The organism is Arthrobacter sp. Soil764 (assembly GCF_001428075.1).
Taxonomy (GTDB): domain Bacteria; phylum Actinomycetota; class Actinomycetes; order Actinomycetales; family Micrococcaceae; genus Arthrobacter.
The window spans coordinates 265,886-287,102 of sequence record NZ_LMSI01000019.1 but is presented as its reverse complement, the minus strand read 5'-3'; the positions used below and the strand labels follow the sequence as shown (position 1 = coordinate 287,102).

Sequence of the window (21,217 nt, the reverse complement as noted above, 5' to 3'; positions counted from 1 at the left end):
TGTAAAGGAAATGCCCGACGGCGGCGCGGCTCACTGCTGCTGCTCCGACTGGCGGTCGCGCCAGTTGCTTTCCACCGGCCACACGGAGACCCGTTCACGGACCGTGACGGATTGGCGGGGAACGGTTTCCACCGGCATCTGGGGTGAATCGGCAAGGACCCAGGTGTCCTTGGATCCGCCGCCCTGGCTGGAGTTGACGATCAGGGACCCTTCCTTGAGTGCCACGCGGGTCAGGCCGCCGGGGAGGACCCAGACGTTGTCGCCGTCGTTGACTGCAAAGGGCCTGAGGTCCACGTGCCGGGGGCCGAACTTGTCTCCGCTCAATGTGGGGACGGTGGAGAGCTGCAGCACCGGCTGGGCGATCCAGCCGCGGGGGTCAGCGATGATCCGCTGGCGGAGGGCGTCCAGTTCATCCCTGGAGGCATCCGGGCCGATGACCAGGCCCTTGCCGCCGGAACCGTCCACGGGCTTGACCACGAGTTCCGCGAGGTTGTCCAGGGTGTACTCCCTGGCTTCCTTTTCCTCGAGGCGGAAGGTGTCCACGTTGGCGATGATGGGCTCCTCGCTGAGGTAGTAGCGGATCAGGTCAGGGACGTAACTGTAAACCAGTTTGTCGTCGGCAACGCCATTGCCCACCGCGTTGGCAATCGTGACGCCGCCGGCGCGGGCGGCGTTGACCAGGCCGGGGCAGCCGAGCATGGAGTCGGAGCGGAACTGGAGGGGGTCCAGGAAGTCGTCGTCAATCCGTTTGTAGATGACATCCACACGCTGTTCACCGGCGGTGGTGCGCATGTAGACGCGGTTGCCGCGGCAGATCAGGTCGCGGCCCTCCACCAGTTCCACGCCCATCAGGCCGGCCAGGAGGGTGTGCTCGAAGTAGGCGCTGTTGAACACGCCCGGGGTCAGGACGACGACGGTGGGATCGTCGACGCCTGCCGGTGCGGTTTTGCGCAGGGCCGAGAGCAGCCGGCGCGGGTATTCCTCGACGGGCCGGATGAGCTGCTGACCGAAGGCCTCCGGCAGGCCCTTGGCCATGGCGCGCCGGTTCTCCAGCACGTAGCTGACACCGGAGGGTACGCGGACGTTGTCCTCCAGGACACGGAACGTGCCGGCGGCGTCGCGGACGACGTCGATGCCGGAGATGTGGACGCGGACCCCGCCGGCCGGTTCGAAGCCGTGGACCTGCCGGTGGAAGTGTGCGCTGGTGGTCACCAGCTGGCGCGGGATCACGCCGTCGGACACTACGGTCATTTTGTCGTAGACGTCGTTCAGGAAGGCTTCCAGGGCACGGACCCGCTGGGCGACCCCCTTTTCCAGGACGTCCCACTCGGCCGCCGGGATGACGCGGGGCACGATGTCGAGCGGAAAGGGCCGTTCCTCACCCGCGTAGTCGAAGGTCACCCCACGGTCCAGGAAGGTGCGCGCCATGGAGTCGGCGCGTGCGGTGACGTCCGCCAGGGAGAGCTTCCGGAGTGCGTCCGCCACCTGCCCGTACGAGTCCCTGGCCTGTTGCCCCGGGGCGAACATCTCGTCGTAGGCTCCGGATCGGCCCGCGGCCTCGGAGTAATCCTGGAATAGGTCTGACATGTCCAATAGCCAACCATCTTTTTGTTTCGAATTCATTACTGCCATCCATTGTGGCGTGTTGGCGCCAATGGCCCGGTTCGTACTTTACGGGCCTCGTCGGGCACAGTAGGTGAGTGCCAGTCAGCAGAAGCCTCCCAGCGCCGGGCCGCGGCCGTTCCGGGCCGCGGATTGCCCGCCTGGTTCCGGGGCTGATGACCGCCGCTGCCGCCGTCGCAGCGGCCTTCCTGGTGCATGGACTGCTGCCGGCCCTGCCGGCAATGACCCTCGCTGTGGTCCTGGGCGTTCTGGCCGCCAACCTGCCCGGTGCCGGCACGTGGACGGGAGGCCGGGCACGGCCGGGGCTGGACTTCGCCGGCAAGCACCTGATGCGCGGGGGAATCGTACTCCTGGGCCTGAAGGTCAGCGTCATGGATGTCCTGGGCCTGGGTTGGCTGGCCCTGGTCCTGATTGTGGGCGTGGTGGCAGCCAGTTTCGGCGGGACGTATGCGATTTCGCGCTTGTTCCGCCTGCCGCCTGTAACCTCACTGCTGGTGGCCACGGGATTCTCCATTTGCGGTGCCTCCGCCATTGGCGCCATGGCCGCCGTCCGCCGCATCCGGCACGCGGAAACCGTCCTGCCCGTGGCCCTGGTCACCCTTTGCGGCACGCTCGCCATCGGCGTCCTCCCCCTCCTCGCGCAACCCTTGGGGCTCACGGCCACAGTGTTCGGAGCCTGGACCGGCGCGTCGGTACACGACGTGGGCCAGGTGGTGGCCACGGCGCAAACCGCCGGGACCGCTGCCCTGGCGGTCGCCGTCGTCGTCAAGCTCACCCGGGTGCTGCTGCTGGCCCCCGTGGCCGCGCTGGCAGGTGCGCATCACCGAAACGGGGTGCGTGCCGTGGGCACCGGGGATGGTGTGGCTGAGAAAATGCCGCCGCTGGTGCCGCTGTTCGTCGTGGGCTTCGTTGCCATGGTGGCGCTGCGCTCAACCGGCTGGCTGTCCGCAGGCTTGCTCGACCTGGGGGCCACCCTGCAGGACATCCTGCTGGGTGCGGCCCTGTTTGGCCTTGGCTCTGCGGTCCGTATCCGCACCCTGCTCCACACCGGCGGACCGGCGCTCCTGGCGGCACTCGCTTCGTGGCTCCTGATTGCCGTGCTGGGCCTGGCTGCAGCCTTCCTGATCGCCGGCTGAACCAATGAATCGGCACCGTGATTAGATAGCCGGGTGTCACATGAGAATCTGCAGCGCCGCGAAGCCGCCGAACGTTCAGCCCGGATCAGCACCACCAGTTACGACATCTCCCTGGATGTGCGGCAGGCAGCGGATCCAGCGGTCACCGGCTACACGAGCCGCAGCGTCATCACCTTCACCGCCGAACCTGGCGCCAGTACGTTCCTCGACTTCATCGGAGGTGACGTGCACAGCGTGTTCCTCAACGGCAGGGGCCTGCGGGTTGAGGATGTGGTGGACGGCGCGCGGATCCGGCTGGACGACCTGCGGGCCGAGAACCAGGTCACGGTCACGGGAACGGCGCTGTACAGCCGTTCCGGCGAAGGCATGCACCGGTTCGTGGACCCGGCGGACGGGCGGTGCTACCTGTACACGCAGTACGAGCCTGCTGATGCGCGTCGCGTCTTCGCCAACTTCGAGCAGCCCGACCTGAAGGCGACCTACACCTTCCACGTAATGGCCCCCGCCGACTGGCATGTGGCGTCAAACGGCGCGGAGGTCAACCGGACCGTGCTGACCAGCGACCCCGCCACGGCGTGCTGGGACTTCGCCACCACCCTGCCGATGTCCACCTACATCACCGCCATCCTGGCCGGGCCGTACTTCAAGGCCACGGACCGCTGGCAGGCAACGCTCGACGACGGCAGCCAGCTGGACGTCCCGCTCGCCCTCTACTGCCGTGCATCCATGGCGGGCTCCTTCGACACCGGGGAGCTCTTCAGCCTCACGAAAAAGGGCCTGGACTTCTTCAACCGCCTTTTCGATTTCCCCTACCCTTGGGGCAAGTACGACCAGGCGTTCGTTCCCGAATACAACCTCGGCGCCATGGAGAACCCGGGGCTGGTGACGTTCACGGAAAGCTACGTGTTCACCTCGCGGGCCACGGACGCCCAGTACCAGGCGCGTGCCACCACCCTGATGCACGAGATGGCGCACATGTGGTTCGGCGACCTGGTGACTATGCAGTGGTGGGACGACCTGTGGCTGAAGGAGTCCTTCGCCGACTACATGGGAACCCTCGGTGTTGACCGGGCCACGGACTGGGACACCGCCTGGGTCAACTTCGCCAACAAACGCAAAGCCTGGGCCTACGTGCAGGACCAGCTCCCCACCACCCATCCCATCGTGGCCGACATCCCGGACCTTGAAGCGGCAAAACAGAACTTCGACGGCATCACCTACGCCAAGGGCGCGTCGGTACTGAAGCAGCTGGTGGCCTACGTGGGCTTTGACGCGTTCATTGCCGGGTCGCGGGAGTACTTCAGGAAGCATGCCTACGGCAACACGTCGCTGGCCGACCTCCTGGCGTCCCTGGCGGCGGCCTCGGGGCGGGACCTGTCCGGGTGGGCCCGGCAGTGGCTGCAGACCTCCGGCATTTCCAGCCTGTCCATGGAGTTTTCAGCTTCCAGTGCAACGGACGACGACGGCGTGCCGGGCCGGGTGGCCATCGTCCAGGAAGCGGTGGATCCGGTGACGGGACGTGAGGAGCTGCGTCCGCACCGGCTCCGGGTGGGTTCCTATGACTTTGATGCCGGCGGCGCCCTGGTGCGGACCGGGAGCATCGAAACGGACGTTGCCGGCGAGCGGACGGAGCTCCCCCAGCTCGCCGGGCAGCAACGGCCGGCGCTCCTGCTGGTCAACGATGAGGACCTGACCTACGCCAAGGTGCGGCTGGACCCGGTCTCCGAGGCAACGGTCCGCGCATCCCTGGACCGGATCCTTGACCCCATGGCGCGTGCCCTCTGCTGGACTGCGCTGTGGAACTCCGCACGCGACGGCGAAACTCCGGCATCGTTGTACGCTGACGCCGTCGCTGCGTTCGCCCCGGCTGAAAGCGGCATCGGGGTCCTGCTAAACATCCTGGACAACGCCACCACCGCCGTCGAACGTTACACACCGGCGGGCACCCGCGGGAGTGTCCGTGCTTCCTTCCTTGCGGCCGCCGCCGGCGAACTGGACCGGGCCGTGCCCGGTTCTGACGCACAGCTTGCCTGGGCCCGCACCCTTGCCGCCCTCAGCCGGCATGATGCGGCAGCGCTCCCCCGGCTCCGTGGCCTGCTGGACGGCACGGCAACCGTGCCGGGGCTGTCCGTGGATGCAGAGCTGCGCTGGCAGCTGTGGCATGCGCTCGCCGCCAACGGACAGGCCGGCGCGGCCGAGCTCGACGCAGAGCTGGCGCGCGACACCACGGCATCCGGCCGCGCCGGCCACGCAACGGCCATGGCGTCCCGACCCGACCCGGCGGTCAAGGCTGCGGCCTGGGAAGCCGCCGTTCACGGGAACGAGCTCTCCAACCAACTCCTCACTGCCACCATCAGCGGATTCAGCACCGCGCCGCCGGCGTTGCTGGAGCCGTACGTCGAGCCCTACTTCGACTGCCTGCTGACTGTTTGGGCCGAACGCAGCATCGAAATCGCCAGCCGGATTGTCCGCGGCCTCTATCCCGCCGCCCAGGATCTGGCGGGCACAAGCCCTCGGGAGCACCCGGTGGTCCAACGGACGGATGACTGGCTGGCCGCCAACCCCGACGCGCCGCACGCCCTGCGCCGTATCATCATCGAGCAGCGCAGCCACCTGCTGCGCGCGCTCACCGCGCAGGCCGCCGTCGTTCCTTCATCGACTGCTCCGTAACTGCCGTTTTCAGGCCGCAAAACGGCAGTTACGCAGCAGTGGATAGGCTGCGGGACGAGTCGGCAGCAGTCGATGGGGCTAGGGGACCCGGTGGAGCCATTCCCTGGTGCCGAACTTGGTGGCCACGCGTTCCTCGGCTGCCGCCAGTTCGTGTCCCGCCAACGATGACGGGGTTGCACCGTAACGCTCGCTGAAAACGTCCATCATCGCCTCAATGATCGCCGTGCGCGCCAGGCCGGTTTGGCGACGCAGCGGATCCACCCGCTTCTTGGCGCTGCGGGTGCCCTTGTCCGAAAGCTTCTCCTTGCCGATCCGGAGCACCTCCACCATCTTGTCGGCGTCGATGTCGTAGCTCATGGTGACGTGGTGCAGCATGCCGCCGTTGGCCAGGCGTTTCTGCGCGGCACCGCCGATCTTGCCCTGGTCCGTGGCGATGTCGTTCAACGGAATGTAGAAGGCGTTAATGCCCAGCCGTTCCAGTGCCGCCATGACCCATGCGTCCAGGAAGGGGTAGGAGTCGGCGAAGCTGAGCCCGTCCACCAGGGTCTGCGGCAGGTAGAGCGAGTAGGTGATGCAGTTGCCGGCCTCCATGAACATCGCTCCCCCGCCGCTGATCCGGCGGACCACGTTGATGCCGTGCCTGGCCACGCCCTCGGGGTCCACCTCGTTCTGCACCGACTGGAAGCTGCCGATGACCACCGACGGCTCCTGCCAGTCCCAGAACCGTAGGGTGGGCGTGCGGGCACCGGCGCCCACGGCCTCGGTGAGGACCTCGTCAAGGGCAACGTTGATTTCGGTGGGCAGCACGGTGGGCGCGATGACGTTCCACTCGTGGTCGCCCCAGGACGTTGCCTTGGCCAGGGCACGGCGGACGGTCACGGCCACGGCGTCAGCGGAGAAGCCGAACAGCACGGCACCGGCCGGCAGGGCGGCGGTGACGGCCGCTGCCAGGTCCTTGGCAGGCGTGGTGTCAGGAAGGCCGGTCAGGGCGCGGTTGATGTCCTCCAGTGCCTCGTCCGGCTCCAGGAAGAAGTCGCCGCTGACAGAGACGTTAGCCAGGGCGCCGTCCGCCACGGCCAGGTCCACCACCACCAGCTTGCCGCCCGGGACCTTGTACTCACCGTGCAGGCGCTGGTTGCTGGCGGCATCATGGGCAGGAATACGTGGCTGGGTCATGCTTTCCATCCTGCCCCAGAAAACAGGTGCACGGTTAAAAGCAGAAAGCCCGCGCCGTTGCCGGTGCGGGCTTTCCATCAGACCTTGGGGAAGACGATTACTTCTTGCCGCCGAAGCCCTTGAAGCGAGCGTTGAAGCGCTCGACGCGGCCTGCAGAGTCCATGATGCGCTGCTTGCCCGTGTAGAACGGGTGGGACTCGGAAGAGATTTCGACGTCGATGACCGGGTAGGTGTTGCCGTCTTCCCACTCGATGGTCTTGTTGGAAGACACGGTGGAGCGGGTCAGGAACTTGGTGCCGGAGGCCAGGTCGTTGAAGACAACAGCTTCGTACTTCGGGTGGGTATCAGACTTCATAATGGGACCTTTGTTCGCGCAACTGGATTTTGCCAGCTGCCAGGTATGAATGGGATGGCTGGGATCTGTTGCATCAGCCGAAGCTGAAAAAGCAGGACAACCAGCTATCCATCATAGCCGATGCGGGAGGGGGTGACGAACCGGTTATCCGCGTCCTTACCGCGCCCGCAGCTCCCAGAACGCCACGGCCGACGCAGCGGCCACATTGAGCGAATCCACGCCATTGCGCATGGGGATTTTGACGGCGAGGTCGACGGCGGCGAGCGTCTCCGGGCTCATGCCGGCGCCTTCGGTGCCCAGCACCAGGGCGAGCTTGTCCAGGTTGCGGGACGCGACGGCGTCGACGTCCTCCGCGTCCGGCGTCAGTTCGAGTGCCGCGACGGTGAAGCCGTGATCCTTCAGCACCTGCAGGTCGCCCGGCCAGTCCCCCATGCGTGCCCAGGGAACCTGGAACACCGTGCCCATGCTGACCCTGACGCTGCGCCGGTAGAGCGGATCACCGCAGCGCGGGGTGACCAGCACGGCGTCGATGTCCAGCGCTGCGGCGGAGCGGAAGATGGCACCCACATTCGTGTGGTCCACGATGTCCTCCAGCACGGCCACGCGCCTGGCACCGGCCAGGAGTTCCGGCAGCGGCACCGGCGCGGGGCGCTGCATGGCCGCCATGGCGCCACGGTGCAGGTGGAAACCCGTGATCTCCTCAAGCAGGGCCGCGGAGCCGATGAAAGCCGGAACGTCGGGATACGCCCGGAAGACGTCGTCGAGGTCCGCCATCCACTTCTCCGCCAGGAAGAACGAACGCGGCCGGTGGCCCGCTGCCAGCGCCCGGCGCAGGACCCGCGACGACTCGGCGATGTACATCCCCTCGGCCGGTTCACGGAGCTTGCGAAGGTGCACGTCGGTCAGGGTGGTGTAGTCGCTGACGCGCGGGTCGTCGGCGGATTCGAGGTAGTGGAAGGTCACCGGGTGATTATTTCAGCAGGTTGGCGATCATGACGGCAAGGGCCACGATGCCCAGGCTGAAGATCACGGCCCGGAGGACGCGCGGCGAGAGCTTTCGGCCCACCTTGGAACCCAGGATGCCGCCGATCGTGGAGCTGACCGCGATGAGCAGCACCACGAGCCAGTTGATCCGGTCGAAGGCGAAGAGCAGGTAGGAGATGGCGGCCACCATGTTGACGCCGAGCACCAGGATGTTCTTCATGGCATTGGCGTTCTGGATGGTCCCGGTGAGGAAGACGCCCAGGATTCCCACCAGCAGGATCCCCTGGGCTGCCACGAAGTAGCCGCCGTATACGCCGGCGAGGTAGACGAGGACCAACAGGAGGATGCCGTGGCGTTTGTCCCGGACGGCGTGCTCCGGATTGGCCTCGCGGTTGCGCACCCAGTCCTGGAGCCTTGGCTGGAACACCACCATCAGCAGCGCCAGGACCAGCAGGACCGGCGCAACGTAGTGGAACACCTTCTCCGGCAGGTGCAGCAGCAGCCAGGCGCCGGACACGCCGCCCAGGACCGACGCCGGCAGCAGGCGCAGCACCTGCCGTCCCCGCCCGGCAAGTTCACGCCGGTAGCCGAAAGCCCCGGCCGCGGTGCCGGCCACCAGGCCCATGGCGTTGCTCATCGATGCCACCACCGGGGCCACGCCCAGGGCGATGAGTACGGGGAACGTGACCAGGGTGCCGGAGCCCACTACGGCGTTGATGGTGCCGGCCCACAGACCGGCGATGAACACAATGATGCTGCTGAAGAGTTCCAAGGCAGTAGCGCAGGCCGCTTCTAGCGGCGTGCGGTGGCGGTGTAGCGTCCCGCCTTCTCGGTGACCGCAAGCGGCAGGCCGAAGGTGGTGCTCAGGTGCTCTTCAGTCAGGACCTCGGTGATGGGGCCGGCCGCCACGACGCTGCCGTCGCGCAGGAGCATGGCGTGGGTGAAGCCGGGCGGGACTTCCTCAAGGTGGTGCGTGACCAGGACCATGGCCGGCGCAGACTCGTCGCCGGCGAGTTCGCCCAGCTTGTGGACCAGCTCTTCGCGGCCGCCCAGGTCCAGCCCGGCGCCCGGCTCATCCAGGAGCAGCAGTTCCGGGTCCGTCATGAGGGCACGGGCAATCTGGACGCGCTTGCGCTCGCCTTCGGACAGCGTGGCGAAAGTCCTGTTGAGCAGTGGCCCCATGCCCCAGTCGTTCAGCAGCCGGAACGCGCGCCGTTCGTCGTCGCGCTCGTAGCCTTCGCGCCAGCGGCCGGTGACACCGTAGGCGGCCGTGACCACGACGTTGAGGACGTTCTCGTGTTCCGGAATCTGGGTGGCAAGGGCAGCAGAGGAAAGGCCGATGCGCGGCCGGAGTTCGAAGACGTCAACGCGGCCCAGCACTTCGTCGAGGATGCCCGCGGTGCCGCTGCTCGGGTGGAGCCGGGCCGCAGCGATCTGGAGAAGGGTGGTTTTGCCGGCGCCGTTGGGGCCAAGGATGACCCACCGCTCGCCTTCATTGACCTGCCAGTCGACATTGTCCAGCAGGGTCTTTTTGCCTCGGACAACGCTGACGGAGTCCAGTTCCAGAACATCACTCATAGGAGTAGACACTAGGACAAAATAGAAGATGACTGATAACCGGTGTGAAGGCCCGTGGATGCTTCGCAGCGGTGGGTCCGCAACGGATTCCAGCGGTCCCGTCGGCGCTGGCTAAGATTGCAGGCATGACTTCGAACGTGACTGCGGTCAGCTATGGCCTCAATGTGACCCCCACCGGGCTGGAGCAGCTGCGTTCCGTCCTCGCATCGCACGGCGCCCAGGTACTGTCCGAATCCTCCCCGGAAGGCGACCGGTACCAGGTCCACATCCTTGACCTGGCCCTTTCGGATGCGACCGAGGCCGGGCTCGCCGCCCTGCGCAGGTCCGTGGCCGGGGCCGCCACCAGCGATTTCGATACTGCCGTTGTTCCGGCCGGCCTCCGCTCCGCTGCCCGGAAGCTGCTGATCATGGATGTGGATTCCACCCTGATCCAGCAGGAGGTCATCGAGCTCCTGGCCGCCTATGCCGGCAAGCGGGACGAAGTGGCCGCCGTCACGGAAGCTGCCATGCGCGGGGAACTGGATTTCGCCCAAAGCCTGCACGCCCGGGTGGCCGTGCTCGCCGGGCTGCCGGCCGACGTCGTCCATTCCGTCCGCAACGAAGTGAAGCTCAGTGAAGGCGCTGGCGATCTGGTGGCCGCTTTCAAGGCAGCCGGCCACACGGTGGCAGTGGTGTCCGGCGGCTTCAACCAGATCCTGGAGCCGATCGCGGCCGACCTGGGCCTGGACTACTGGCAGGCCAATGAACTGGAAATCGTCGACGGCGCGCTAACCGGCAAGGTGCTGGGCGCCGTGGTGGACAGGGCGGCCAAGGAGAAGTACCTGCGGGAGTGGGCCGCTGCGGAGGGCATCGCGCTGGAGCACACCATCGCGGTGGGCGACGGCGCCAACGACCTGGACATGCTCGGTGCCGCCGGGATCGGGGTGGCGTTCAATGCCAAGCCCGCCGTCCGCGCCGTGGCCGACGCCGCCCTCAACATGCCGTACCTGGACGCGGTCCGCCACGTCGCCGGAGTCTAGCCGCTCTTAACAGGGAAGGGCCCACGTCCGCAGGAATTCCCTGCGGCGTGGGCCCTTCTCACGAAGTGGGGAGCCTAGCTGGCGGGCTGGGCACCCTTGCCGAAGTAATCTGCTCCCCCGGCGTACTCCGTATGGCCGGATTCGACGTCGGCCGTTGCCATGCTTGCCACCACCTCGGCGAACTCCTCCACGGAGTACAGCTTGCCGGCTTCAGCCCGCCGGGCCTCGATGGCGCCCGGGGTCGAGCGGTCCAGGAGCGTGGCGGTGACGGTTCCCTCGATCATGTCCCCGGACACCACCACCAGGGAGATGCCCTTTTCGGCAAGGTTGGGGATCAGTTCGCGCAGCGCGTCCTCACCGGCGCGCTTGCTGCGGGCCACCGGCTCGTAGGCCTCCATGGTGGGCACGGTGTTGATGAAGTGCGCCTGATGGCTGGTAACGAAAACCACGCGGGAGCCTTCCTTCATCAGGGGCACAGCAGCGTTGAGCATGTTGACCTGTGCGTCGCGGTTGAGCTTGAGGGCGTAGTCCTCCCCCATACCGGTTTCCATGCCGCCCGAGGCGTTCAGCACCAGGATGTCCAGCGAACCGAAGTTCTCCATCGCGGCGCTCGCCAGGGCCTGCACGCCTTCCTGCGTGGTGAGGTCGGCTCCCACGGCGACAGCGCGTCCGCCGGCGGCTTCAATTCCCTGTACCACCTTGTTGGCGCGCGGCGCCTTCTGGCGGTAGTTGACCACGACGGCGGCACCCTCCGAGGCGAGGATCTTTGCTACGTCGGCGCCGATGCCCCGCGATGATCCCGTGACGATGGCCGTCTTGTTGTCCAGCAGTCCCATTCGAGCTTCCTTTGTTCGAAACATCTAAATCGTTGTGGTCTGCAGTCCATCATGCCAGCGGCTGCTGCGGATATCCGTTGTGCGGCTCCGACAAATAAGGGCCGCCCGGCTAGTTTCCTGCAGGGGCAATGACCGGAAGGGTCAGTGGCCCATGCCCAGGCCGCCGTCCACCGGGATGACCGCACCGGAGATGTAGGCGGCTTCATCGCTGGCGATCCACCGGACCACATTCGCAACCTCGGCGGCTTCGGCAAAGCGGCCGGCGGGGATGCTGGTGAGGTAGTCCTTCTGGGTGGCTTCGGGGAGTTCGGCGGTCATGTCGGTGTTGATGAAGCCGGGTGCCACCACGTTGGCGGTGATGCCGCGGGAGCCGAGTTCGCGGGTGAGGGACCGGGCGATGCCCACGAGGCCGGCCTTGGATGCGGAGTAGTTGATCTGGCCCGGTGCGCCGTAGAGGCCGGAGACCGAGGAAATGAGGACAACGCGGCCCTTGCGGAGGCGGATCATGCCCTTGGACGCGCGCTTGATGACACGGAAGGCGCCGGTGAGGTTGGTGTCGATGACGGAAGTGAAGTCGTCCTCGCTCATGCGCAGGAGCAGGGTGTCCTTGGTGATGCCGGCGTTGGCCACCAGTACTTCGACGGGACCGTGGGCAGCTTCCACTTCCTTGAAGGCCGCGTCCACGGATGCCTCATCGGTGACGTCCGCCTTAACGCCGAGGATTCCTTCCGGAAGCTGGGTTTCGCTGCGGTAGGTCACCGCCACCTTGTCACCGTTGGCCAGGAACGCCTGGGCGATGGCCAGGCCGATACCGCGGTTGCCGCCAGTGATGAGGACACTGCGGGGTGCGGAAGCTGTTTCAGTCATAAAGGGGCTCCGGGATTCTGCGGCAGGCTGCGCCGCGGTAGTGGGGGTGTGGTTTGGGCTGCCTCCGATCTTAGCGGCAGGCCCGCTGCGGGTTTGGGCAGCACTGCCGATGGTGCGAGAATTGAGGGAAGCCTTTGGAGCGTGATCATCCACCGTGACCCTTGAAAACCATGCGGGACATTCCGCGCCCGAAGAACCGGGCCGGTTCTCCGGCGATACCGAGGTCCACAGCATTACCGACGCCGCCGGAGCGCACTCTGAGGACATGCGCCAGCGGATGATCAAGTACGCGCTGGCCATGGGAATCCGCATGGTGTGCCTGATCATGATCTTCGTGGTGGACGGCTGGTTCAAGATCATCGCGGTGGCCGGCGCGGTGTTCCTGCCCTGGATTGCGGTGGTCATCGCCAACGGCAGCGACAAGGCCGAGGCCCACAGTGATTTGCTGCTGGATTCCGCCCCCCTGGCGGAGATTGAGAGCCCGGTTCTTCCGGATCCGGAGGATGAACCTGGAAGCGCTGTGCTTCAAGGCGAACTGGTGAAGGATGAGGACCCCGGGGAGGAGCGGCAGGCATCATGAGTCTTTTCGATTTCGCGGCAGGATCGGACGTGGCGTCCGGGACCGCCATGTGTTCACGGAAGGCGTGCAGGGCCCAGGCGTCCTGGCAGCTCCTCTGGAACAACCCCAAAATCCACGCCCCCGAGCGCCGCAAAACGTGGCTGGCCTGCGCCGACCACCGGGAATGGCTGGAGGACTACCTGCAGACCCGGGGGCTCTGGAAGGAAACGCTTCCCCTTAGCCCCGGCGATGACGGTTCACCGGCACAGGACATCTGAATGTACCGGTTCCTTTTTTCCAGCAAATGGCTGGGCTATCTCCTGCTGGCCGCGATCTTTGCCGCCGCCTGCGTATTTTTAGGCCGCTGGCAGATGGACCGGCGTGCGGAGACGCTGGCCGAGATCAACCGGGTGGTCAGCAATTACTCCGCTACCCCCATCCCCTTTGCGCAGGCACGGGACCAGTTCAACCAGCTTGACCCGGCCAAGGAGTGGACCCAGGTTGAATTGAAGGGCTCGTACGATGCGGCCGGCCAGCGGATTGTCCGCAACCGGCCGCTGAACGGCCAGCCGGGCTACGAGGTGGTGGTCCCGTTCCGCCTCACCAGCGGCGAAACGGTGGTCATCGACCGCGGCTGGCTGCCCATCGGCAACAGGAATCCGGGCAGCCCGGATTCGGTGCCAGCACCCCCCTCGGGTGAGGTCACCGCCGTCGTTCGCCTGAAGCATGGCGAGCCGGAACTTCAGCGCGGGGCCCCCGAAGGCCAGCTCGCGTCCATTGACCTGCCAACCTACGCCACGCAGCTGGGCTACCCGCTGCTCACGGGCGCCTACGGCCAGCTTGCGTCGGAAACGCCTCCGTCCGCCGACATGCCCGTGGCGTTCCCCAAGCCGTCCACGGACGAGGGGACGCACCTGTCCTATTCGCTGCAGTGGTTCGCGTTCGGTGTGCTCATGTTCGTCGGCTTCGGCTACGCGGCCCGCCAGCAGGCCCGGAATGCAGCGATCGACGCAGAGGACGAGGAAGAAACGCTGCCGGACGGCGCCGTCCATTCCGCCGTCCCTGCCGCCCGCCGCCCGGCCCCGCCGCGCAAGCGCAAGCGCAAGAAGGCCACAGCGGAGGAAGAAGAAGACGCCCTCCTCGACGCGCAGGGGTACTAGGGCATGGAGTACGACGACGGCACTTTGCTGGTTGCGCTTGTTCCGTCCGCTTCGCGACGCGCGTGATTTCCCCTTTGGCTGCGCCGAAAGGAACGGCTCGCTGCCGCGGGCGGAGCGGTCGATAATCGGACAGGACCACGGGCTCTCTGGGCAAAGGCCACAAAGGCACAAGCGGAGCGGCGCAGGTGATTTATGTAGCGTGCGTCAAAGACGAGGAACGAGCCAGCACGCGGGAAATCACCTGCGTCCCGCAGCGAAGCAGCCACGGGCGCGCACCTGCGTCGCGCAGCGAACGTAAGGTACGGAGCGGCTTAGGCCAGCGTGATCAGGTCCAGGTAGTCCTCGTTCCAGAGGTCTTCGACGCCGTCTGGAAGCATGACCACGCGTTCGGGGTTCAGGGCTTCGACAGCGCCTTCGTCGTGGCTGACCAGGACGACGGCGCCGGTGTAGTTGCGCAGGGCGCCGAGGATTTCGGCGCGGCTGGCAGGGTCGAGGTTGTTGGTGGGTTCGTCGAGGAGGAGGACGTTGGCGCTGGATGCCACGATGGTGGCCAGGGCCAGGCGCGTCTTTTCGCCGCCGGAGAGCACGCCGGCGGGCTTGTCGACGTCGTCGCCTGAGAACAGGAATGAGCCCAGGATGCCGCGCACCTCGGCGTCCTTCATGTCCGGTGCGGCGGAGCGCATGTTCTCAAGAACGGTACGGTCGTGGTCCAGGGTTTCGTGTTCCTGGGCGTAGTAGCCCACCTTCAGGCCGTGGCCGGGGATGACCTCGCCGGTGTCCGGGGCGTCCACGCCGGCGAGCATGCGCAACAGCGTGGTCTTGCCGGCACCGTTGAGTCCCAGGATGACCACCTTGGAACCGCGGTCGATGGCCAGGTCCACGTCGGTGAAGATTTCCAGCGAGCCGTAGGACTTGCTGAGCCCGTCTGCGGTGAGCGGGGTCTTGCCGCAGGGTGACGGATCGGGGAACCGCAGCGCCGCCACGCGGTCCTGCTCGCGGACGGCTTCCAGGCCGCTGAGCAGACGCTCGGCACGCTTGGCCATGTTCTGTGCGGCCACAGCCTTGGTGGCCTTCGCCCTCATCTTGTTGGCCTGGTCCATGAGGACCTGGGCCTTCTTCTCGGCGTTGGCGCGTTCACGCTTCCGTGCGCGCTCGTCCGTCTCCCGCTGCAGGAGGTACCGTTTCCAGTCCATGTTGTAAAAGTCGATCTGGGCGCGGTTGGCGTCCAGCAGGAACACCTTATTGACGGTGGCTTCCAGCAGGTCGGTGTCGTGGCTGATGACGATGAGGCCGCCCTGGTGGTTCTTCAGGAAGTCACGCAGCCAGGCGATGGAATCGGCGTCAAGGTGGTTGGTGGGTTCGTCCAGGAGCATCGTTTCGGCATCGGAATAGAGGATGCGGGCGAGCTCCACGCGGCGCCGCTGGCCGCCTGACAGCGTTTTGAGCGGCTGGTTCAGCAGGCGGTCAGGGAGGGCCAGGTTGGAACAAATTGACGCAGCCTCGGCCTCGGCAGCATACCCGCCGGCTGCGAGGAATTCGGACTCCAGCCGGTCGTACCGGTTCATGGCCTTGCGCTGGACGTCGGCATCTTCGCTGGCCATTTCATCGTGCGCTTTCCGGAGCTTCCCGACGACGATGTCCAGGCCGCGGGCGGAGAGGATCCGGTCACGTGCCAGCTGCTCCATGTCCGGGGTGCGGGGGTCCTGCGGGAGGTAGCCGATTTCGCCGCTGCGGGTGACCTTGCCGGCGGCGGGAAGGCCTTCGCCTGCAAGGACACGCGTCAGGGTGGTCTTGCCCGCGCCGTTGCGGCCCACCAGGCCGATCTTGTCCCCTTTATCGATGCGGAAGCTCACCTGGTCCATCAGGAGCCGGGCACCGGCACGCAGTTCAAGATCCTGGACAGTAATCACAGCAGGTAAGGCCTTTCACAACAGGGAACGCCGCGGTCCGCGTACACGGTACGAAGGGACGCCAGGGCAGAGTAGCCGGAGAACGGCACAATCCAGTCTACCGTCCGGCAGGGCAGCCAATTTTCAACAACAGCGTGCGGCGGGAGGTTTCCTGCTGCTGCCGTGGGCTTAACGCGGCCTGCTGCCCGGAAGGGTCGTGGAGAATGTGGTCATGGAATTCGATCGGCTGCTCCAAATCCGGCGCATCTACGCCCAGCCGGCCGCTTTGGAGCTGCCCCGGGGCCAGGAGATCGTGGCACGCTGGCCGGATGCCGACGTCGTACTGGTGGACAACCATTGGAACATCCCGGACGTTCATGGTGATGAAGCCAACGTCCCGCGCTGGTCACGGATCAAAACGGAGGCGCTGGTTCTGGGCGTCAAGAAGTCCCTGTCCGTCAAGCCGAACGGCCGGTCAGCGGACTTCATCGCGCCCTCCACGGCGAACGGGTGCGCCATGGCGTGCGCCTACTGCTACGTGCCGCGGCACAAGGGGTACAGCAACCCCGTTACCGTGTTCGCCAATATCGACCAGATCGCCGCCACGCTCGAACGGCACGCCACCCGCCAGGGGCTGAAGCTGGAGCCCAATCAGTGCGACCCGGAGCTGTGGGTCTATGACATCGGCGAGAACAGCGACTGTTCGGTTGATGCGCTGATCAGCGACAACGTGGAGGATCTCGTCACGCTCTTCCGCGAACTGCCCAACGCCAAGCTGTCCTTTGCCACCAAGTTCGTCAACCCGGCAATGCTGCACTGGAATCATGGCGGGCATACCCGGATCCGGTTTTCGCTGATGCCCGCAGACCTGGCGAAGTCCGTCGACGTCCGGACATCACCGGTGGCGGAACGCATGGCAGCCATCAACGACTTCGTTGCCGCCGGGTACCAGGTGCATGTGAACTTCTCCCCCGTTATTGTCACGGACACCTGGCTCGCGGACTGGGAGCAACTGCTGCGCCAGCTCGACGCCACCCTGACGCCGGCAGCCAAGGCACAGCTGGCCGCGGAGGTCATTTTCCTGACGCACAACGAGCAACTGCACCAGGTCAACCTGGGCTGGCATCCGCAGGCCGAAAACGTCCTGTGGCGTCCCGATCTTCAGGAGTCGAAGACCTCGTCCAATGGCTTCAACAACGTCCGCTACCGGTCACGTGCCAAGGCGGGCTACGTGCGCCAGCTCACCGCGCTCATTTCAGACATAGCCCCTTATTGTCGCATCCGGTACGCGTTTTAGAGGGCATCCTCCCGGAAGACAGACAGTTATCGTTCTTCGTGTTTCTCCGGCTGATGGCCGTTTGTCCGGGCCTCCGCGGCACCTTCTTCGTGGCTGCCCTTCGCCTTGCCGAATGGCAGGACTTTCAGCAGCGGACCCACGACGGCCAGGACGACGAGGCCCCAGGCGAGTCCGAGGACCGCCGAGCAAAGGGTGTTGACCAGCCAACCCAGGAGGCCGCCGGCAACCGGAACCTCTGCTGCCGGGGATTCGAGGGCGTGGACCAGGTCGTAGGGCGCATGCCAGCCGAGGTCATGGGCTCCCTGCAGCATGATGTGCCCACCAACCCAGAGCATCGCGATCGTGCCGACGAAGGTAATCGCGGCCAGCACGGCCGGCATGCCTCTCACCAGGAGCCTGCCGAGGCGCTGGGAACGGGCAGAGTCCTTGGCAGCCAGGTGGATTCCGATGTCGTCCATTTTGACGATCAGTGCCACCGCGCCGTATACGAGCACTGTGATGGCGAACGCCACCATGACCAGGATGAAGGCGCGGACCCAGATGGACTCCGCTGCCACCTCGTTCATCGAGATCACCATGATCTCGCAGGACAGGATGAAGTCCGTGGTGATGGCACCCTTGACAACCTTGGCCTCGGCGTCGGGCCCGCGTTCCACTGACGGGGATTCCTCGTCCTCATGGTGGCTGCCGCGGAGTTTGTGCCAGACCTTCTCCGCGCCCTCGTAGCAGAGGTAGGTGCCGCCCAGCATGAGGATGTAGGGAATCACGCCCGGGACGAAGGCGCTGATGAGCAGCAGTGCCGGGAGGATGATGAGCAGTTTGTTCCGGATGGAGCCCCAAAAGATCCGCTTGATCATGGGCAGTTCGCGGGACGGGTCCGCTCCTGAAACGTACTGCGGGGTGACGGCGGCGTCGTCAATCACCACTCCGGCGGCCTTGGCCCCCGCCTTTGCGGCACCGGCGGCCACATCGTCCACGGAAGCTGCAGCAATCCGGGCAAGGGCCGCAACGTCGTCGAGCAGGGCAACGAGACCGCCGCTCACAGTTGGCCTCCGCTCAGAACGGTAACGGACCGATGGGCATTAAGGGCTGGGTGCTTTTTGGGCATGTTGGGAGTATATTGCAGCAGGCGGTCAGCCCTTCTTCAGTTCCTCGGCGAGCATGACGATAATTCCGCTCGGTCCCCGGACGTAGGTGAGCTTGTAGACGTCTTCGTAGGTGGCAACCCCGCGCAGGGGGTGGCAGCCGTGCCTGGCCGCAATTTCCAGTGCGGCGTCGATGTCGTCCACCGAGAACGCCACGCGGTGCATGCCGACCTCGTTGGGCAGTGTGGGAAGAGTCTCGATCGCGTCGGGGTGGATGTACTCGAACAGTTCGAGCCGGCCGTGGCCGTCCGGTGTCTGAAGCATGGCGATTTTGGCATGGTTGCCGTCGAGGCCTACGGCGGTGTCGGCCCACTCTCCACTGACCGTCTGACGGCCCAGGACGGTGAGGCCGAGGTCGGTGAAGAATGCGATGGCCTCCTCCAGGTCCCGGACTGCAATGCCGACGTTCTCCAGTTTGATGGGCATGCGGCACACATTACCAAGTCATCACGTCCGGTTCTTTACGACCAAGAGATGTAGAAGCCGCTTGGGCTCCAGTGAATGACGCCACCCTGGTAGTTCTGGGCCACGCTTCCATTCCCCGTAGCGTATTCATCACTGGTGGGATAACCGAGGCGACCTGATTCATACCCTGTGGAGGCCCAGATGGAGCGTATGGCGCCGACGGAGATATGGGGTCCTGTGGCCGGTGACCAGATAATGGCCCCGCCCTGGTAATTCTGGTAGACCCCGCCGTCCCTGAGGCCGCCCACCTCGTCGGTGGTYGGGTAGCCGAGCCTGCCACCTTCAAACCCTGTAGCCGCCCACARRCCTCGGATCGCGCCAGTTGAGACGTGGGCCCCTGATGCCGGCGAGTAGAGGATGCACCCGCGTTCAAAACACTGGTATCCGCCGTTGTCCTTGAGGCCATACACCTCTGGTGTGGTGGCTGCTCCAAGGGCACCACCCAGCGAAGCAGCCTTAACGGCGATCGGAGTCTGCGCCGGCGGAGCCCCGGCCGTCGTGAAAGTCCAGGTCCTGTCCACGGCCAGGGCGTTACCGGAAACATCCTTCACGCCGCCGGTGCCGCCCTTGATCGTCGCTGTATATTTTGTGCCGCTTGCAAGGTCCGCACCGGGGTCCAGCGTTGCAACTTTGCCGGACGTGGCGTAGGAAACAGCGGCGGCCACAGGCGCCGTCCCGTCCGTCAATGTGAATGTGCTGGATGTGACGCTGGAGGGGTCCAATCCCTCCGAGAACGTCCCTGTCACATTGGCTGTCACCGCCACGCCGGTGGCACCGGTAGCGGGGGACGTGGCGGTGACGGTCGGAGCGGTGGTGTCATTGCTTCCCCCGCCGGTGGGATCGTAGTAGTGCCAGTACTGGCTTGTGGCATTGACGTCTGCAAGCAGCAACAGGCCGCTGTCGACCGTACCCCACGCCGCACTGTTGACGTTCTGCTTCGTCGACGTCACGTTGTGCACGAACTGGTCGGCATCGACGATGCGGGCCGTCTTGGTGGTGGTGAACTTGATGTTGTCCAGCGGCGTCGACTTTTCGTAGATCGCACCGCCGGACGTGCTGCAGACACCGGCGTCCGTCGTGCCGCTCGGCTTTGGATAGGTAGCGAAAGTGCGCAGCTTCTGGCTGCTCTCGTCAATCATGACGATCACCCGGTTGGGGCATTCCGCAACAGTGGCGATCGTGTGTGCGGACCACGTGGTGCCACTGAGGGCCAGCAGTTGGATCAGCGGCTGTGACGCCGAAGTGTATGACGTCTTGATGGCGGCGAACACCCGGCCTCCCGTGGAGTCCAGCCACTTCAGGTTCATGTGGTCATCGCTGCTGCGCTGCCCGGACACCGCCGCCACAGGCGTGCTCCAGTCCGTGGTTGACGCCCCATCGATGTGGTAGCTCCAGTACATGCCGTCGGTGGAGTCCCCCACCTGGCGGCTCCACATCACACCGATCTTCCCGTCAAAGGCAATCACGGCCGACGTATCGTCCACGGAGACGTTGCTCATTGCTCCGGGAACCTGGAAGGGCGTGCCCCACGTCTTGCCGTCAGTGGCGGTCACGTTCAGGTAGATCCTGTTGTCCTCCTGCCAGCTGGACCAGACCCTGCCCGTGGAGTCCTTGTCGATGGTCAGGACTTCAACCTTGGAGTTGTTGATCTGGGAGGAACCCAGCAGCGCATACTTTCCGGTATCAGAGTCGTAGCTGTAACGGCGCATCGTTGTGGGGAAATTCGGTTCAGCCGGCGACTCATCGTTCACGAACTTGTAGCTTGCGACATACAGCGTCTTCCCGTCCCACAGCACGTCATGATGGGTGTCCGCCCGTCCATCCGTGGCCACGCCGGTATCCACCCAGGAACTGGTCACGGCGTTGAACCGGAAGATGTGGAAATCGGAGCTGGCAGAGTCCCACAGGTTTCCCCACCAGGATCCGTCGTTGAACCACAACACGCTCGTGGCGCGCTTGGTGCCTGTGGGTGTGGCGGTGCCGGAATGCGAGGGACCCGCAACGCCAACATCGCCCGTGTCGGCCGACGCCGGGATCGGTACCACCAGGGCACAGAACACAACGAACATCGCTGTCAAAAGTCCGTGGACCCGCAGATTCGGCCAATGACGGCGGCGGGGACCAGCCGAACGATCAACCCCCCGGCTTACGAAAAGAAAGAAAGTCCAGGCACCAGTACCAGGCTCACTCCTGCGGAATAATGGTTGGTTGATCAATTTAGCCCCCCGATTTAAATGCCAATGCAAATCCAGTTCGTTCAGTGTTGTTGCTTCAGGCACCCAAAACAATCCCGGGCTCCCCCTAATTAATGCCCCTACACCTCCTCGCGCAGGCCAGCCTCAGCAGCTTCGACCGAAAGGCACATGCAGGAGCAGGCTCCGAGGCTTCATAGTGCGAGACCAGCCCCTCTCCCACCAAGGGTCCGCCAAAGGTATCCAGGTGGAAGCTCCTTGTGCCC

Annotated in this window: 19 protein-coding genes; 7 read left to right on the top strand and 12 right to left on the bottom strand. The window is 65.5% G+C overall.

Going from position 1 to position 21,217, the window contains the following annotated elements; genetic code table 11:
* Positions 1 to 30 precede the first annotated feature (30 nt).
* Positions 31 to 1,587 carry a circularly permuted type 2 ATP-grasp protein gene (locus ASG86_RS10995; protein ID WP_056333803.1) on the bottom strand — a complete coding sequence of 519 codons (1,557 nt, stop codon included), beginning with the start codon at positions 1,585 to 1,587 and terminating at the stop codon, positions 31 to 33.
* A gap of 191 nt (positions 1,588 to 1,778) precedes the next feature.
* Here ASG86_RS10995 and ASG86_RS10990 point away from each other — a divergent pair, with 191 nt between their 5' ends.
* Both ASG86_RS10990 and pepN read left to right on the top strand, forming a co-directional pair.
* Positions 1,779 to 2,759, top strand: coding sequence for a YeiH family protein (locus ASG86_RS10990; protein ID WP_056333800.1), 981 nt, complete (start codon positions 1,779 to 1,781; stop codon positions 2,757 to 2,759).
* 33 nt (positions 2,760 to 2,792) lie between these two features.
* Entirely contained in the window at positions 2,793 to 5,429 is a 2,637-nt protein-coding gene (gene pepN / locus ASG86_RS10985; protein WP_056333797.1) for an aminopeptidase N, read from the top strand.
* 78 nt (positions 5,430 to 5,507) lie between these two features.
* Here the strand turns inward: pepN and ASG86_RS10980 are convergent, their stop codons facing one another.
* From ASG86_RS10980 to ASG86_RS10960, 5 genes are all read right to left on the bottom strand, one after another.
* Positions 5,508 to 6,605: a lipoate--protein ligase family protein gene (locus ASG86_RS10980; RefSeq protein ID WP_056333794.1), complete on the bottom strand. Its 1,098-nt coding sequence runs from the start codon at positions 6,603 to 6,605 to the stop codon at positions 5,508 to 5,510.
* A gap of 97 nt (positions 6,606 to 6,702) precedes the next feature.
* Entirely contained in the window at positions 6,703 to 6,960 is a 258-nt protein-coding gene (locus tag ASG86_RS10975; protein ID WP_018771158.1) for a type B 50S ribosomal protein L31, read from the bottom strand.
* Between the two features lie 156 nt (positions 6,961 to 7,116).
* Complete coding sequence (locus tag ASG86_RS10970) at positions 7,117 to 7,923, bottom strand: TrmH family RNA methyltransferase (RefSeq protein WP_056333792.1); 807 nt, start codon at positions 7,921 to 7,923, stop codon at positions 7,117 to 7,119.
* A 7-nt stretch (positions 7,924 to 7,930) separates the two neighbouring features.
* Entirely contained in the window at positions 7,931 to 8,716 is a 786-nt protein-coding gene (locus ASG86_RS10965) for a sulfite exporter TauE/SafE family protein (RefSeq protein WP_056333788.1), read from the bottom strand.
* A 20-nt stretch (positions 8,717 to 8,736) separates the two neighbouring features.
* Positions 8,737 to 9,522, bottom strand: a complete 786-nt coding sequence (locus tag ASG86_RS10960) for an ABC transporter ATP-binding protein (protein WP_056333785.1) — start codon at positions 9,520 to 9,522, stop codon at positions 8,737 to 8,739.
* Between the two features lie 125 nt (positions 9,523 to 9,647).
* Between ASG86_RS10960 and serB the strand changes: the two genes are divergently transcribed.
* Positions 9,648 to 10,541: a phosphoserine phosphatase SerB gene (gene serB / locus ASG86_RS10955; protein ID WP_056334024.1), complete on the top strand. Its 894-nt coding sequence runs from the start codon at positions 9,648 to 9,650 to the stop codon at positions 10,539 to 10,541.
* 74 nt (positions 10,542 to 10,615) lie between these two features.
* On the opposite strand, the gene ASG86_RS10950 is transcribed toward serB, so the two are convergent.
* Positions 10,616 to 11,377 carry an SDR family oxidoreductase gene (locus ASG86_RS10950; RefSeq protein WP_056333783.1) on the bottom strand — a complete coding sequence of 254 codons (762 nt, stop codon included), beginning with the start codon at positions 11,375 to 11,377 and terminating at the stop codon, positions 10,616 to 10,618.
* A 141-nt stretch (positions 11,378 to 11,518) separates the two neighbouring features.
* On the bottom strand, positions 11,519 to 12,244 hold the full coding sequence (locus tag ASG86_RS10945) for a beta-ketoacyl-ACP reductase (RefSeq protein ID WP_056333780.1): 726 nt from the start codon (positions 12,242 to 12,244) through the stop codon (positions 11,519 to 11,521).
* 154 nt (positions 12,245 to 12,398) lie between these two features.
* On the opposite strand from ASG86_RS10945, the gene ASG86_RS10940 reads away from it, so the two are divergent.
* Genes ASG86_RS10940 through ASG86_RS10930 form a run of 3 tightly spaced genes read left to right on the top strand, consistent with a single transcriptional unit; the run spans position 12,399 to position 13,963 of the window.
* Positions 12,399 to 12,824: a DUF3099 domain-containing protein gene (locus tag ASG86_RS10940; RefSeq protein WP_056333776.1), complete on the top strand. Its 426-nt coding sequence runs from the start codon at positions 12,399 to 12,401 to the stop codon at positions 12,822 to 12,824.
* Complete coding sequence (locus ASG86_RS10935) at positions 12,821 to 13,081, top strand: hypothetical protein (protein WP_056333773.1); 261 nt, start codon at positions 12,821 to 12,823, stop codon at positions 13,079 to 13,081. The genes ASG86_RS10940 and ASG86_RS10935 overlap by 4 nt, the downstream gene beginning before the upstream one ends.
* Positions 13,082 to 13,963: an SURF1 family cytochrome oxidase biogenesis protein gene (locus tag ASG86_RS10930; protein WP_056333769.1), complete on the top strand. Its 882-nt coding sequence runs from the start codon at positions 13,082 to 13,084 to the stop codon at positions 13,961 to 13,963.
* A gap of 311 nt (positions 13,964 to 14,274) precedes the next feature.
* Here the strand turns inward: ASG86_RS10930 and ASG86_RS10925 are convergent, their stop codons facing one another.
* Complete coding sequence (locus ASG86_RS10925) at positions 14,275 to 15,873, bottom strand: ABC-F family ATP-binding cassette domain-containing protein (protein WP_056333766.1); 1,599 nt, start codon at positions 15,871 to 15,873, stop codon at positions 14,275 to 14,277.
* Between the two features lie 211 nt (positions 15,874 to 16,084).
* On the opposite strand from ASG86_RS10925, the gene ASG86_RS10920 reads away from it, so the two are divergent.
* Positions 16,085 to 17,149 carry a spore photoproduct lyase family protein gene (locus tag ASG86_RS10920; RefSeq protein WP_056334018.1) on the top strand — a complete coding sequence of 355 codons (1,065 nt, stop codon included), beginning with the start codon at positions 16,085 to 16,087 and terminating at the stop codon, positions 17,147 to 17,149.
* A 26-nt stretch (positions 17,150 to 17,175) separates the two neighbouring features.
* Here ASG86_RS10920 and ASG86_RS10915 read toward each other — a convergent pair whose 3' ends face one another.
* From ASG86_RS10915 to ASG86_RS10905, 3 genes are all read right to left on the bottom strand, one after another.
* Positions 17,176 to 18,192 (bottom strand): DUF808 domain-containing protein, encoded by a 1,017-nt coding sequence (locus tag ASG86_RS10915; protein ID WP_056333763.1) that lies wholly within the window; start codon positions 18,190 to 18,192, stop codon positions 17,176 to 17,178.
* 90 nt (positions 18,193 to 18,282) lie between these two features.
* Positions 18,283 to 18,720, bottom strand: a complete 438-nt coding sequence (locus ASG86_RS10910; protein ID WP_056333760.1) for a VOC family protein — start codon at positions 18,718 to 18,720, stop codon at positions 18,283 to 18,285.
* Positions 18,721 to 18,755: 35 nt separating this feature from the next.
* Complete coding sequence (locus ASG86_RS10905; RefSeq protein WP_056333759.1) at positions 18,756 to 20,828, bottom strand: Ig-like domain-containing protein; 2,073 nt, start codon at positions 20,826 to 20,828, stop codon at positions 18,756 to 18,758.
* Between the last annotated feature and the right edge of the window lie 389 nt (positions 20,829 to 21,217).